A 14,689-nucleotide genomic window follows, 5' to 3' on the forward strand; every position below is an offset into this window, starting at 1 on the left:
CAGGACGGCTGGGCGGGCGGCTCAGCGCAGGTAGTCGAGCTTGAGCCGCTCCTGCAGCGTCTGGATCGCGTGCAGCGACGCGCGCAGCACGCGCTCGTCCACCGCGTTGAGGGTGTTGAGGTCGATGCGGTTCGGTGCGGCGCCGTCGGCCGCCGGTGCCCCCTGGTGGCGCAGGCGCAGCATCTGCAGATAGTCGAACGCGGTCACCCAGCCGTCGACCTCGGCCGCGGGTGCGCCGCTCGCGCGCCCGGCGGCGAGCAGGCGCTCGCGCGTGTTCGTCGCCGGCACCGCGTGCGCGAGCGCCAGGATGCGCGCCCCCTCGACCAGCAGCGCGGTGCCCTGCATCTTCAGGTCGAACCAGCGGTGCCGCCCCTCGCGCCGGCCGCGGATGCCGCCGTGCCACAGCAGCGCCACCGGGTGCTCCAGGTGGCCCTGCACCATCTGGCGGATGAAGCGCGGGGTGGTGCTGGTGCGCGCGAGGACGAAGGCACGCAGCGCCTCGAGCCAGTCCGCGCGCCCCGCCACCGCGCGCAGGTCGAAAAACACCGACGCCTGCAGCAGCTCGCGCGGACCGCCGGCGTCGATCCAGCGCGCAAAGCGCGCCTCCCACTCCGGCGCCGTCAGGCAGCACGGGGGGTTGCCCGCCATCACCCCTCCCCGGCACAGGGGGTAGCCGCACGCGTCCAGTGCCTCGTTCACGCGGCGCGCGAACGCCAGCCAGCGCGGCCGGTCGGCCTGCGGGTCGTCGCTGGCAAACACCAGCGCGTTGTCCTGGTCGGTGGCGAGCGTCTGCTCGCCGCGCCCTTCGGAGCCCAGCGCCACCCAACACATCGCGTCCGCGGACAGTCCCGCGGCGGCAAGCTCGCGCATCACCAGCGCCTGCGTGAGCTGGTCGTTCAGGTGCGAAATCAGCGTCGTGAGCTGGCGCGCCTGCAGCCCCTGCGCCATCAGGTGCCGCGCGTAGGCGCGGATGTCGGCGGCGGCGCGCTGGAAGTCCGCCAGCGTCTGGCCGCGCGCGATCGCCGCGCCCAAGTGCTTGATCGACTGGCGCTGCCAGCCGAACAGGTCGCGCTCCGACACCAGCGTCACCAGCCGCTCACCGTCGAGCACCGGCACATGCCGGATACGCCGGCGCGACATCAGCAGCGCCGCATCGAACAGCGTGTCCGTGACCTGCAGCGTCGCCACCGGGTGCGACATCACCGACGCCACCGGCGCCCCCAGATCGACGCCGGCCAGCGCGATGCGATCCAGCACATCGTGCCGCGTGAGGATGCCCGCGATGCCGCCGCCGTCATCCCACAGCAGAACGGAACCGATGCCGCGGTCGTGCATCGTCTGCAGCGCCTCGCGCACGCTGGCGCCAACGGGCAGCCCGATCGGTTCGCGCCGCGGCAGGTCGCCCAGCCGCAGTTCCCACAGCGCACCCGCGTCCGCCCTGTCGCCCACCCCTTCGATGCCCGCTGGTTTGGTCTCCACGACACCCCTCCGCCCGGTGATCCGGCGCCCGACGCGGGGCCGACAGCGGGTTGTCCCTCTTGGGATTTTCCCTAGGCCGCCGCTTTTGTCAGTGTTTCGTAAGCATCTTTGCGCGACCATGCGCGCCACTGCATTGTGCGGCAATCCCATGCTCTTCTGGCTCAACGCGGCTCAACTGGTGCTCTATATCGGCCTGCTCGCGCTGCTCGGGCAGGGAGCGCTATATGTGCTCGCCGGTGCGCAGCGGCAGCGCAATTTCGTCTACCAGTTGTTCCAGATCCTCAACAAGCCGTGGGTGCGCGCGGCGCGCTGGATTGCCCCGCGGCAGGTCGCGGACCAGCACGTGCCGGTGGTGGCGTTTTGCGTGATGGCGGTGCTGTACCTGGTCGTGACACTGGCCAAGATCGAGCACTGCATCGCCATCGGCGTGGAGGCGTGCCGATGAATCGGGTCGAGCGTGCGGTTTCGTGGGCGCTGTGGCGGGCGCGCTGGTGCATCTGGTGGGGGCGCCCCGCGCGCGCGCTGGACATCGTCACCGAGGCCCTGCAAACCTACCCGCAGCAACCGACGCTGATGGCCTACCGCGCCCACCTGCTCGCCGAACTGGGCCGGCCCGCCGAGGCGCTGGCCGTGCTCGACGCGCTGGTGGCGGTCGCGCCGGACGTAGCCGCGCATTGGTACAACCGCGCGTTCCTGCTGGAGCAGTCCGGGCAGAACGAAGCCGCAGAAACGAGCTTCCGTCGCGCGCTGGCGCTGGATGAGCGGCTCGACCAGGCATGGTACGGCCTCGGGCTCGTCCTCGTCCGGCAGGGGCGGCTGGACGAAGCGCTGGATGCTTTGCGCCGCAACACCGAATTGCAACCCATGAGTCCGTACGCCTGGTACCAGATGGCGCGGATTCATGTCGACCGCGCGCAGCCCGAGGAGGCGATGCGCATCATCCGCCACCTGCGCGGGTTCGAGCCGAGCGTCGCCGCCCGGCTGGAGCGCGAAACGGGCTTGCGCGTCAGCGGTTGAGGAGCCGGACCCGCTCCGGTTGTGAGGGGGGTCGGCGCTGCCGACCCGGGGGTCGAGCCGGTGCGCGGACCGGTGCGCCCGCGTGCCACCGTTGACCGACGAGAGGAGACAGCGACCATGCAACTAACCGAATCGCAGCAGCGATACTGGCAGAAAAACCTACGGATCACGGCCATCCTGCTGGCCATCTGGTTCGTGGTGACCTTCGTCGTGGGGTTTTTCGCCCGCGACCTCAACTTCACCTTCTTCGGCTGGCCCTTCAGCTTCTGGGTCGGTGCCCAGGGGGCTTTGGTGGTGTACGTCGCGATCATCGCGTTCTACGCCCACTACATGAACAAACTCGACATCGAACACGGTGTCGCGGAAGAGGAGGAGTAACACCATGGCTGGACTGGCTTCCGAACCCGCGGGCGGCGTCTTTTCCGCCGGCAGCAACGCCGCTTTCAAGAAGCAGCTCAACAAGGTCTACGGCTGGTACACGGGGGGCTTTCTCGTCTTCGTCGTCGTGCTGGCGATCCTGGAGCAGCTCGGCCTGCCCAAGGCCTGGATCGGCTACATCTTCCTGTTCGCGACGGTGCTGCTCTACGCCGGTATCGGCATCATGAGCCGCACCAACGATGCGGCGGAGTACTACGTCGCCGGCCGGCGCGTGCCCGCGATCTACAACGGCATGGCCACCGGCGCGGACTGGATGTCGGCGGCATCGTTCATCGGGATGGCGGGCACGCTGTACCTGACCGGCTACGGGGGCCTGGCCTTCATCATGGGCTGGACCGGCGGCTACTGTCTGGTGGCGCTGTTCCTCGCGCCGTACCTGCGCAAGTTCGGGCAGTTCACGATTCCCGACTTCCTCGGCGCGCGCTACGAAGGCAACATTGCACGCTTCGTCGGCATCATCATCGCGATCTTCGTTTCCTTCGTGTACGTGGTGGCGCAGATCTACGGCGTGGGCCTGATCACGACACGCCTGACCGGGGTGGACTTCTCGATCGGGATCTTCCTCGGCCTCGCCGGCATCCTGGTGTGCTCGTTCCTCGGCGGCATGCGCGCGGTGACGTGGACGCAGGTCGCGCAGTACATCGTCCTGATCATCGCCTACATGATCCCGGTGGTGTGGCTGTCGGTGCGGCAGACCGGCGTACCGGTGCCGCAGCTCGTCTACGGCTACCAGCTCCAGAAGGTCACGGAAGCCGAGCAGCGCCTGATCGACGACCCGAAGGAAAAGGAGGTCATCGCCGCGTTCAAGGCCCAGGCGGATGCGCTGGCCGAAAAACTGAAGGATGTGCCGGCGGCGCTCGCGGCTGAGCGCGCTGCCGCGGAGCAGAAGGTCGCCGAGCTGCGCGCGGCCAACGCCCCGGCGGACCAGATCGCCGCGGCGGAAAAGGCGCTCGCCTCGCTGCCCAAGGACGAAGCCGCCGCCAAAGAAGCCTGGACCAAGGCCAAGGCCGCCGCGGAGGCACGGGCCAAGCCGCTGGCCGGCATGCCGCGCCACGCCCAGCAGTTCGCGGGCGACCCCAACGGCGATGAAAAGGCACGCAAGACGTTCGAAGAATCGCGCCGCAACTTCCTGGCGCTGGTGTTCTGCCTGATGGTGGGCACCGCGGCGCTGCCGCACATCCTGATGCGCTACTACACCACGCCGTCGGTGAAGGAGGCGCGCCAGTCGGTGGGCTGGTCGCTGTTCTTCATCTTCCTGCTGTACTTCACGGCGCCGGCGCTGGCCGTGCTGGTCAAGTACGAGGTGTTCTCGGTGCTGGTGGGCACGCCGTTCGACAAACTGCCGGCGTGGATCGCGAACTGGAGCAAGGTCGACCCCGGGCTGCTGTCGGTGACCGACGTCAACAAGGACGGCATCTTCCAGCTCGGCGAGATGCGCATCGGTGGCGACATCATCGTGCTGGCCACGCCGGAAATCGCTGGGCTGCCCTACGTCATTTCGGGCATGGTGGCCGCGGGCGGCTTGGCCGCGGCGCTGTCCACCGCGGACGGGCTGCTGCTGACGATCGCCAACGCGCTGTCGCACGACCTGTACTACAAGATGATGGACCCCAACGCCCCGACCGCGCGCCGGGTGATGATCTCCAAGGTGCTGCTGCTCGTCGTCGCGTTGCTCGCGGCTTACGTCGCGTCGCAGAAGCCCGCGGACATCCTGTTCCTGGTGTCGGCGGCGTTCTCGCTGGCGGCGGCGGGCTTCTTCCCGGCGCTCACGCTCGGTATCTTCTGGAAGCGCGCCACCAAGTGGGGCGCGATCCTGGGGATGATCGCGGGCTTCGGCGTGACCTTCTACTACATGGCCACCACGCAGCCGTGGCTGCGCAGCGTCTTTGGCGTCACCAGCCCGGTGGCCGACAACATGTGGTGGGGCATCCAGCCGATTTCGGCCGGCATCTTCGGCGTGCCCGTGGGCTTTGCGGTGATCATCATCGTGAGCCTGCTGACCCCGGCGCCGAAGCGCGAAATCCAGGAGCTGGTCGAGCACGTGCGCTACCCGAACCTGGCCAAGGCGTAACGCTGTCAACCTCTCCCCCCTCGGGCCGATCGACCGCCCCCCGCTCGGTCGGCCCCCTATCCCCACCGGTGACACCGGTGGGGTTTTTTACCCCGGCCGTGTGCCCGCGCGGCAAAGACACTGCGGACGCCCTGACGGGCAACACAGCGCTGCCTCCAGTCGACTACGATGCCCCGGTGTAAAAGATCGAAAACTCAATTTGATACCGTTTTTTATTAGAGTGAAATCGACATTCTTTCGTCCGCTAAATGTTTTTTCGAAGGTTATGGGAACCTTGGGTGTAACGTTATCCACAGACTGTCGCTATGTTGACATTCTTGACCCTACCCGTCCGCAAACCGGTCAAAAACCCCTTGACAATCAACGGGCTGCAAGGGTAAACTGAAGCCTCCCCGACTTTCAAAAGGGGATTGAGACGGCCCGATTGCGGGCTCGGCAGGTCTCGACAGGTCTGAAGCCTCCCCGACTTTCAAAAGGGGATTGAGACGCCGCCGTGTCGCCCCCGAAGAGCGCGACGAGCTGAAGCCTCCCCGACTTTCAAAAGGGGATCGATGAATTGCAGTGGCGTAGGGGTGCGCGCACACTGCATTGGCTTTCGCCAAAGCCTTGGTCACGCGGGTGGGGTTCCAGGCGCGGACTCCCCTTCGCAGCGCCGTTGCGGTCGGCGCGCCCATTCAGGCGCTCGCCAGCGCAGCCCGTGGCCGTACCGGGCCTGATGCGGGCGTGTGGCGCTTTGCGCTCCACGCCGTCCGTATCATTGGGTGTTTGCGTGTACGAGCTACCCCCTCGATCTTTTTTTTGTGCCGCCGCGATGCCCAAGCCCGTCTCCTCCCCCGCCCCTGAAGTCGTTGCCCACGGCGGTGCCGCCAAAAAGGATCAGCCGTTGATCGAGGACATCCGCCTGCTCGGGCGGCTGCTGGGCGATGTGATCCGCGAGCACGAGGGCGAGGAGACGTTCACGCTGATCGAGCGCATTCGCCAGCTGTCGGTGGCGTTTCGCCGTCACGCGGATGCGCGCGCCGACCGCGAGCTCAAGCGCCTGCTGCATGCGCTGAGCGACGCGCAGGCGGTCAGCGTCATCCGCGCGTTTACGTATTTCAGCCACCTGGCCAACCTGGCGGAGGACCGCCACCATATCCGCCGCCGCGAGGTGCACGAGCGCGCGGGCCACGTGCAGCCCGGCAGCCTCGCGCACACCTGGCAGCGGCTGCGCCGCGCGGGGGTGGGCACCGACACGATTGCCGAGGTGCTGCAGCAGGCGCTGGTGTCGCCGGTGCTGACCGCGCACCCCACCGAGGTGCAGCGCGCCAGCATCCGCGACGCGGAAAACGACATCGCCCGGCTGCTCGCGCAGCGCGACGCGATCCGTGCGCGCGCGGCGGCCGCGGGCAGCCGCCGCGGCGACCGCGTCAGCGCGCGCGAACTCGCCGCCAACGAGGCGCTGCTGCGCGCGCGCATCACGCAGCTGTGGCACACGCGGCTGCTGCGCTTCACGCGCCTGACGGTTTCGGACGAGATCAACAACGCGCTGGCGTACTTCGAGCGCACGTTCGTCCCCGAGGTGCCGCGGCTGTACGCCGACATCGAGGGCGCGCTGGGCGGCGCGCCGGTGGCGCCGTTTTTGCGGCTGGGCCAGTGGACCGGCGGCGACCGCGACGGCAACCCCAACGTCGACGCCGGCACGCTGGCGCTGGCGCTACAGCGGCAGGCGGACCTGATCCTGCGCCATTACCTGCGCGAGGTGCACGCGCTTGGGGCGGAGCTGTCGCTATCGGCGATGCTGCTGCCGGCGCCCCCGGCGCTGCAGGCACTCTCGGACGCGTCGCCCGACACCAACGCGCACCGGCGTGACGAGCCGTACCGGCGCGCGCTCATCGGCATGTACGCGCGACTGGCGGCGACGCTGCGCGAACTCACCGGCGGTGAGGCCGCGCGCCACGCCGTCGCGCCGCAAAACCCTTACCCCGGCGCGGAGGCGTTCTTGGCCGATTTGCGCGTGCTGCACGACGCGCTCGTGGAGCAGGGATGTGCGGCGTTGACCGAACCGCGACTCAAGCCGCTGATGCGCGCGGTGGAGGTGTTTGGCTTTCACCTCGCGACGCTGGACCTGCGACAAAGCTCCGACCAGCACGAATTGGCGGTGGCGGATTTGCTGCGCCACGCGCGCATCGCGCCCGACTACGCGGCGCTGGACGAGGGCGCGCGCCAGCGCGTGCTGCTGCAGGTGCTGGCCGACCCGCGGCCGCTGCAGGTGCCGGAAGCCCCGTACGACACGGTAACGCTGCGCGAGCTGGCAGTGTTTCGCGCAGCGCGGGAGGCGCGGCAGCGCTACGGCGCGGCGGCGATCCGCCACGCGATCATCAGCCACACCGAGTCGGTCAGTGACCTGCTGGAGGTGCTGGTGCTGCAGAAGGAGGCCGGCCTGCTGCACGGCCACTGGGGCGAGGACGCGCGCGCCGAACTGATCGTCGTGCCGCTGTTCGAGACCATCGACGACCTGCACCGCGCCGCGGGCATCCTGGCCGAATACTATGCGCTGCCCGGCGTGACGGCGCTGGTGCACGCCGGCGGCCCGCTCGAGTATGGCGAGCAGGACATCATGCTCGGCTACTCGGACAGCAACAAGGACGGCGGTATCTTCACCAGCAACTGGTCGCTGTACCAGGCGGAGGTGGCGTTGGCGGCGCTGTTCGACCGGCTGGCGGCGCAGCATGGGCGGCCGCTGCGCTGGCGCCTCTTTCACGGGCGCGGCGGCACGGTGGGGCGCGGCGGCGGCCCGAGCTACGAGGCGATCCTCGCGCAGCCGCCGGGCACGGTGCGCGGGCAGATCCGCCTGACCGAACAGGGCGAGGTCATCGGCTCCAAATATGCGAATCCCGAGATCGGCCGCCGCAACCTGGAGACGCTGGTGGCCGCGACGCTGGAGGCGACGCTGTTGCCGCCGCGCCGCGCGGTGCCGCGGCGCTACCTGCAGGCGGCCGAAGCGCTGTCGCGCGCGAGCTTTGCTGCCTACCGCGCGCTGGTGTACGAAACGCCGGGCTTTGCCGACTATTTTTTCCACGCCACGCCGATTCGCGAGATCGCGGAGCTCAACATCGGCTCGCGCCCCGCGTCGCGCAAGGCCACGCAGCGCATCGAGGACCTGCGTGCGATCCCGTGGAGCTTCAGCTGGGGCCAGTGCCGCCTGACGCTGCCCGGCTGGTACGGCTTTGGCAGCGGCGTGGCGGCGCTGGAGGAACAGATGGGGCGCGACGCGGCGCACGCGCTGCTGCGCGAGATGCACGCGCGCTGGCCGTTCTTTGCGACGCTGCTGAGCAATATCGACATGGTGCTGGCCAAGAGCGACCTGGCGCTGGGCGCGCTCTACGCCGAGCTGGTGCCCGACGCCAAGCTGCGCCGGCGCGTCTTCGGCGCCATCGAGGCGGAGTGGCACCGCACGCACGCGGCGCTGGAGACGATCACCGGCCACGCGCAGCGGCTGGCCAACAACGCGGCACTGGCACGCTCGATCGCGCACCGCTTCCCCTACATCGACCCGCTGCACCACCTGCAGGTCGAGCTGATCCGGCGCTTCCGCGCGGGCAACCAGGAGGAAAAGGTCAAGCGCGGCATCCACCTGTCGATCAACGGCATCGCTGCCGGCCTGCGCAACACGGGGTGATGCCCCGCGTGACACCCCCTCGCTACAATCGCCGGCGGTTCGAACCACCCACGGGAGATCACGATGGCACTCGTTTCGATGCGCGAGCTGCTCGACCACGCGGCCGAGCACGGCTACGGCATTCCGGCGTTCAACGTCAACAACCTGGAGCAGGTGCAAGCCGTCATGGCAGCCGCCGACGAAGTCGGCGCGCCGGTCATCCTGCAGGCGTCGGCCGGGGCGCGCAAGTACGCCGGTGAGAGCTTCATCAAGTACCTGATCCAGGCCGCGGTCGAGGCCTACCCGCACATCCCGGTGGCGATGCACCAGGACCACGGCCAGACCCCCGCGGTGTGTGAAAGCGCGATTCGCCTGGGCTTTACCTCGGTGATGATGGATGGCTCGCTGCGCGAGGACGGCAAGACCCCCTCCACCTACGAGTACAACGTGGACGTCACGCGCCGTGTGGTGGAGATGGCGCATCGGCTGGGCGTTACGGTCGAGGGCGAACTCGGATGCCTGGGCTCGCTGGAGACCGGCATGGCCGGCGAAGAGGACGGCATCGGCGCCGAGGGCAAGCTCGACCACTCGGCCCTGCTGACCGACCCCGAGCAGGCGGCGGACTTCGTCAAGGCCACGCAGCTCGACGCGCTGGCGATCGCCATCGGCACCAGCCACGGTGCGTACAAGTTCAGCCGCAAGCCCACGGGCGACATCCTCGCGATCGGCCGCGTCAAGGAAATCCACGCCCGCATCCCCAACACGCACCTGGTGATGCACGGCTCCTCCAGCGTGCCGCAGGAGCTGCTCGCGCGCATCAACCAGTACGGCGGCCGCATGAAGGAAACCTACGGCGTGCCGGTGGAAGAAATCCAGGAGGCGATCAAGCACGGCGTGCGCAAGATCAACATCGACACCGACATCCGGCTCGCGATGACGGCGGCGGTGCGCCAGTTCCTGCACGAAAACCCGGACAAGTTCGACGCGCGCGAGTGGCTCAAGCCCGCGCGCGAAGCGGCCAAGCAGATCTGCAAAGAGCGCTACCTGCAGTTCGGCTGCGAGGGCATGGGCGCGAAGATCAAGGGCCTGCCGCTGTCGGTGATGGCCGAGCGCTACGCCCGCGGCGAGCTGGCGCAGGTGGTGCACTGAGATGGCCGCGGCGCTGCACACCTCCCACCTGACCTCGCTGCCGCTGCTGGCGCGCGGCAAGGTGCGCGACAACTACGCGGTCGGCGACGACCGCATCCTGATGGTCGCGACGGACCGCATCAGCGCGTTCGACGTCATCATGGGCGAGCCGATCCCGGGCAAGGGGGAGCTGCTGACGCGGCTGAGCCTCTTCTGGTTCGACCGGCTCGGTCCCCATGGTGCCAATATCTGCCCGATCCACCTGACCGGCGAAGACCCGGAGAGCGTCGTCGCACCGCACGAGCGCGAACAGGTGCGCGGCCGCTCGATGCTGGTCAAGCGCCTGCGTCCGATCCCGGTGGAGGCGGTGGTGCGCGGCTACCTGGCCGGCAGCGGCTGGAAGGAGTACCAGCAGTCGCAATCCGTGTGCGGCGTGCCGCTGCCGCCGGGCCTGCGCAACGCGTCGAAGCTGCCCGCGCCGATCTTCACCCCGGCGGCCAAGGCCGCCGTCGGCGAGCACGACGAAAACATCACCTTCGACGAGATGGCCGCGCGCATCGGGCGGGAACTCGCCGAGCGCATCCGCGACATCTCCATCCGTTTGTACGAGGCGGCCAGCGCCTACGCGGCCACACGCGGCATCATCATCGCCGACACCAAGTTCGAGTTCGGGCTGGACGCGGACGGGACGCTGACGCTGATGGACGAGGTGCTGACGCCCGATTCGTCGCGCTACTGGCCGGCGGAGTCGTACGCGGAAGGGGCCAACCCGCCGAGCTTCGACAAACAGTACCTGCGCGACTGGCTGGAGTCGGTGCGCATCGACGGGCGGCCGTGGAACAAGACGCCACCCGCGCCGCCGCTGCCGCCCGAGGTGATCGAGCGCACCGCCGCCAAATACCGCGAGGCCTTGACGCGCCTGCTGGGCGACAACACCGATTGATCCGGTACGCAAAAACTTGGTGCTGTCGCTCCGCGCCCTTTCCGTTTGAGTGGAGAGGGAACCCAAGACGACATCATGCCGGCGCGACAACGGGCCTGAGGCGTGCGCCACCCACCGCTTAGACCAGCGGCAACCGCAGCACGAAGCAACTGCCGCCGCCGTCGCGCGGCTCGCAATGGGCGTCGCCGCCGTGCGCGCGCGCGATCTGCCGCACGAGGCTCAGCCCCAGCCCGACGCCGCCCGCGTGCTCGGCGTGACCGCTCAGGCGGTAAAACGGCTCGAAGACGCGCTCGCGCTCCGGCGCGGGAATGCCCGGTCCGCGATCGCACACGCGCAGCACCGCCGCCGCGCCGACGCGTTGCACGACGACGGTCGGCGGTTCACCCGGGGCGTAGCGCCGGGCGTTTTCCAGCAGGTTGCGGATGGCACGGCGCAGCAGCCGCTCGTCGCCCGGCAGCGTGACCGCCTCACCGCTCACGTCGGCACCGACGGCCACGGCCTCCTCGGCCGCCAGCCCGAGCAGATCGACCGGCTCGCGCGCCAGTGCCGGGGCAGCGTCCAGGCGGCTGGCGAGCAGCACCTCGTCGATCAGCGCGTCGAGTTCGCACAGGTTGCGCTCGATTTCGTGCTGGCGCGCGGCGCGCGCGTCGGGCGTGGCGTCGGTGGCCAGCAGCGACAGCGCCAGCCGCAGCCGCGCCAGCGGCGAGCGCAACTCGTGCGACGCATTGGCCAGCAGCGTGCGGTGGGCGCGCACCAGGGTTTCGATACGCTCGGCCGCCTGGTTGAAGCTCGCCGCCAGCGCCGCGACCTCGTCGCGCCCCTCCACCGGCACGCGCTGCGCGAGCCGTCCGTCGCCAAACGCCTCGACGCCGGCACGCAGCGCCTCCAGCCGCCGCGTCAGCCGCCGCACCACCGGATAGGCGCCCGCGGCGATACCGATGTACAGCACCGCCAGCAGCGCGATCAGTCCCCCGGTGCCCACCCACCACGGCAGCGGCGCAGCCGGTGGGGGGAAGATCACGCGGCCCCAGTCGTCCCAGCCGGCGCCGTAGGCGTCGTCCGCCTCGCACACCGCCCAAGGGGGGGGCTCGGGCGGGGCGTCGCGCTCCGCCTCGCGCTGCTGCTCGGCCAGCCACCCCGCCCCCAACGCAAAGGCCAGCAGCGCCGCCAGCACCGTCAGGTAGATGCGCCAGTACAGCGCCTTCATTGGGCGGCCTCGTCATCGGGCCGGCGTGCCATCAGGTACCCCACGCCGCGCACGGTCAGGATGCGGCGCGGCTGCTTGGGGTCGTCCTCGATCGCTGCACGGATGCGCGAGACGTGCACGTCGATCGAGCGGTCGAACGCCTCCAGCGCATGGCCCTTGAGCGCGTCCATGATCTGGTCGCGCGTCAGCACGCGCCCGGCATGACGCGCGAGCAGCACGAGCAGCTGGAACTGGTACGGCGTGAGGTCGCACGGGCGGCCGTCGAGCCGCGCCTCGTGGGCACCGAGGTCGATGGCGAGCCGCCCGAAGCGCAGCACCTCGCCCGGGGCAGCCGCCATCGCGCTGCGGCGCAACAGCGCGCGCAGGCGCGCGAGCAGCTCGCGCGCCTCGAACGGCTTGGCCAGGTAGTCGTCCGCGCCCAGTTCCAGCCCGATGATGCGGTCGGTCGGCTCACCGCGCGCGGTCAGCATCAGGATCGGCAACGCCCGCGTCTCGGCGCGGGCGCGCAACTCGCGGCACAGGTCCAGCCCGTCCCCGTCCGGCAGCATCAGGTCCAGCACCAGCAGCTCGGGCAGTGGCGCACCGGGCCCCAGGCGCTGGCGCGCGGCGGCCAGCGACGCCACCGTCTGCACCCGCCACTGCGGCTCGTGCTGCTGCAGATACTCCGTCAGCATCGCGCCCAGGCGCAGATCGTCATCGACGATCAGCACCGGGACGCTCGGCGGGGCGGCGGACATCGGGTGCGGGGGTCAACGCGCGGGGCCATGGTGCCCGTGACGGCGGTGCTCACCGAAACCCTGCGCCATGCGCTGGCGCTGCTCGGGGGTGAGGATGCGCGCCATCTCCAGCATCGCCTGCTCGCGCTGCGTCACGATGCGCTCGTGCAGGCGCAGCGTTCGCTCACGCAGCGCGGCGATCGCCGCCTCGTCGAGCTGCGGTGCCTGCCACAGCTTGCGCTGCTCCTCGCGCAGCTGGCGCATTTCCTCGTGCAGCGGCCGCATCGCCTGCGCGGAACGCTCGGCCAGCGCGCGCACCTGCTCGCGTTGCTCGGGCTTGAGCTGCAAGCGCTCGGCCATGCGCTCGAGCATGCGTTCGCGCCGCGCGCCGTCCTCCATCATCGGCGCGCCCATCATCGGGCCGCCGTCCATGCCCATCGGGCCGTGCATGCCCTTGCCGCCGTAGGCCCAGGCCGCGGGCGCGGCCAACGCCGCCACCAGTGCCGCCGCGGTGCTCCAGCGCGCCATCGTTGCCATCGTACCCATGTGTCGACTCCTCATGCGGATCCACGGGACGGCCCCCACGGCCATCCCACGCTGACATGGTGCGCACGGCGCGTCAGGGTCATGTGGCGGTCGTGTAAAGCGGTGTAAAGCCGCTTTCGACTCACGTCCGCCGCCGACCGCCGCTGCGGCGATGCCCGGCACCGTCGATGGCGTCAATACTGCCGCTCGGGCAGCTCCACCGTCAGGCCGTCGAGCGCGGGCGTGAGCCGGATCTGGCAGCTGAGCCGGCTGCACGGGCGCCGTTCCACCGCCGTGTAGTCGAGCATCGTGTCCTCGTCGCCGCTGGGCGGGTCGAGTCGGTCCACCCACGGATCGGTCACGAACACGTGGCAGGTGGCGCAGGTCAACGTACCCCCGCAGTCGGCGGCGATGCCGTCGATGCCCGCATCGACCGCGGCCTTCATCAGGCTGCGGCCGTCGGCAGGCACCTCGACTTCGCGGTCCTGCACCGGCCCGTTCGGGCCGGGGGTGACGAAGCGCACGGTGATCGTCGGCGTTCCCACGGGCGGTCCTCAGTTCAGCGCCATACTGAGCTTGCGGCGGTAGCGCGAGACGAGCTCGGCCTGTGGGTCTTCGGCGGTGGCGCTGTGCCCGGCGATTTCCAGCCCCGCGGCGGACTTCGGTGCCGCCGCCGCGTCGCGCTTGGGCGGCGTCATCAGCTCCAGCAGCGCCACCACCGTCTTGCGCGGCACCTCGTCGCCCCACTTCTTGTCGCGCATGATGATTTCCAGCAGCTCGTCCATCGCCGCGGTCCACTCGCCGCGCGCGATCAGCACGCGCGCCTTCGCAAGGCGCGCCTCGAAATCGCGCCGGTTGGCGGCGATCAGCTCGTCGAATTTTTCCAGCGGCCACTGTCCGCGCGGGTCGTTGGCGACGAACTCCAGCGCGTTGAGCCACTGCGCCAGCGCCTCGAAGCGCAGCGGCACCGGGATTTTGCCCAGCGCCGGCGCCAGCGCCGCGGCGGCCTCGGCCAGCTGCCCCGATTCGATCAGCAGCCGCACGAGATCAAAACGCACGTCGTCGTTGTCCGGTGCCTTGGCCAGCGCGTCGCGCAGGCGCTGCAGCGCCGCGTCGGCGTCACCGTGCGCGGCGGCCGCTTCGGCCTCGGCCCGCTCCGCGGCGGCCAGCAGGTCCGCCTCCGACGGCAGGTGGCGGTCCAGGAACGCGCGAATCTGGCCCTCCGGCAGCGCGCCCATGAAGCCGTCCACCGGCTGGCCGCCGACGAACAGGATGCAGGTCGGGATGCTGCGGATCTGGAAATAGCCCGCGAGCTGCTGCTCCTCCTCGGTGTTGACCTTGGCGAGGATGAAGCGGCCGCCGTAGGCCTGCTCGACCTTTTCGAGCAGGGGGCCCAGCACCTTGCACGGCCCGCACCAAGGCGCCCAGAAGTCCACCAGCACCGGGGTGGTCAGCGAGGCCTCGAGCACCTCGGCCTGGAAATTGGCAAGCGTGACGTCGATCATGTCGGCAGCGTCCGTTTCTC

The 14,689-nt window shown here is 69.8% G+C and carries 13 protein-coding genes; 7 read left to right on the top strand and 6 right to left on the bottom strand.

Features of this window, described 5'->3' with window-relative positions; genetic code table 11:
* Positions 1-21 precede the first annotated feature (21 nt).
* On the bottom strand, positions 22-1,479 hold the full coding sequence (locus LCC91_RS12040; RefSeq protein ID WP_052231426.1) for a DUF294 nucleotidyltransferase-like domain-containing protein: 1,458 nt from the start codon (positions 1,477-1,479) through the stop codon (positions 22-24).
* Positions 1,480-1,597: 118 nt separating this feature from the next.
* On the opposite strand from LCC91_RS12040, the gene LCC91_RS12045 reads away from it, so the two are divergent.
* The 7 genes from LCC91_RS12045 to LCC91_RS12075 all read left to right on the top strand — a co-directional run bounded on the left by LCC91_RS12045 (position 1,598) and on the right by LCC91_RS12075 (position 10,716).
* On the top strand, positions 1,598-1,924 hold the full coding sequence (locus tag LCC91_RS12045) for a hypothetical protein (protein WP_224440945.1): 327 nt from the start codon (positions 1,598-1,600) through the stop codon (positions 1,922-1,924).
* A complete protein-coding gene (locus LCC91_RS12050; RefSeq protein ID WP_043699267.1) occupies positions 1,921-2,496 on the top strand; it encodes a tetratricopeptide repeat protein in 576 nt (191 codons plus the stop codon). The genes LCC91_RS12045 and LCC91_RS12050 overlap by 4 nt, the downstream gene beginning before the upstream one ends.
* A 117-nt stretch (positions 2,497-2,613) precedes the next feature.
* Entirely contained in the window at positions 2,614-2,874 is a 261-nt protein-coding gene (locus LCC91_RS12055; protein ID WP_043699269.1) for a DUF4212 domain-containing protein, read from the top strand.
* 4 nt (positions 2,875-2,878) lie between these two features.
* Entirely contained in the window at positions 2,879-5,005 is a 2,127-nt protein-coding gene (locus LCC91_RS12060; RefSeq protein ID WP_043699271.1) for a sodium:solute symporter family protein, read from the top strand.
* An 811-nt stretch (positions 5,006-5,816) separates the two neighbouring features.
* Positions 5,817-8,666: a phosphoenolpyruvate carboxylase gene (gene ppc, locus LCC91_RS12065; RefSeq protein ID WP_058616502.1), complete on the top strand. Its 2,850-nt coding sequence runs from the start codon at positions 5,817-5,819 to the stop codon at positions 8,664-8,666.
* Between the two features lie 63 nt (positions 8,667-8,729).
* The gene (fba, locus tag LCC91_RS12070) at positions 8,730-9,794 is read left to right on the top strand and encodes a class II fructose-bisphosphate aldolase (RefSeq protein WP_043699275.1); all 1,065 of its coding nucleotides are present in this window, start codon (positions 8,730-8,732) and stop codon (positions 9,792-9,794) included.
* A gap of 1 nt (position 9,795) precedes the next feature.
* Positions 9,796-10,716: a phosphoribosylaminoimidazolesuccinocarboxamide synthase gene (locus tag LCC91_RS12075; RefSeq protein ID WP_043699277.1), complete on the top strand. Its 921-nt coding sequence runs from the start codon at positions 9,796-9,798 to the stop codon at positions 10,714-10,716.
* 118 nt (positions 10,717-10,834) lie between these two features.
* Here the strand turns inward: LCC91_RS12075 and LCC91_RS12080 are convergent, their stop codons facing one another.
* From LCC91_RS12080 to trxA, 5 genes are all read right to left on the bottom strand, one after another.
* Positions 10,835-11,923, bottom strand: a complete 1,089-nt coding sequence (locus LCC91_RS12080) for a HAMP domain-containing sensor histidine kinase (protein ID WP_143897989.1) — start codon at positions 11,921-11,923, stop codon at positions 10,835-10,837.
* Positions 11,920-12,660: a winged helix-turn-helix domain-containing protein gene (locus LCC91_RS12085; RefSeq protein WP_043699282.1), complete on the bottom strand. Its 741-nt coding sequence runs from the start codon at positions 12,658-12,660 to the stop codon at positions 11,920-11,922. Before LCC91_RS12085 ends, LCC91_RS12080 begins: the two co-directional genes overlap by 4 nt.
* 12 nt (positions 12,661-12,672) lie before the next feature.
* A complete protein-coding gene (locus LCC91_RS12090; protein WP_185974898.1) occupies positions 12,673-13,185 on the bottom strand; it encodes a Spy/CpxP family protein refolding chaperone in 513 nt (170 codons plus the stop codon).
* Positions 13,186-13,358: 173 nt separating this feature from the next.
* A complete protein-coding gene (locus LCC91_RS12095; RefSeq protein WP_390612135.1) occupies positions 13,359-13,709 on the bottom strand; it encodes a 2Fe-2S iron-sulfur cluster-binding protein in 351 nt (116 codons plus the stop codon).
* Between the two features lie 9 nt (positions 13,710-13,718).
* Positions 13,719-14,669 carry a thioredoxin gene (gene trxA / locus LCC91_RS12100; RefSeq protein WP_143897984.1) on the bottom strand — a complete coding sequence of 317 codons (951 nt, stop codon included), beginning with the start codon at positions 14,667-14,669 and terminating at the stop codon, positions 13,719-13,721.
* Positions 14,670-14,689 lie beyond the last annotated feature (20 nt).

Origin of the sequence: Tepidimonas taiwanensis (genome assembly GCF_020162115.1) — a bacterium.
Taxonomy (GTDB): Bacteria; Pseudomonadota; Gammaproteobacteria; order Burkholderiales; family Burkholderiaceae_C; genus Tepidimonas; species Tepidimonas taiwanensis.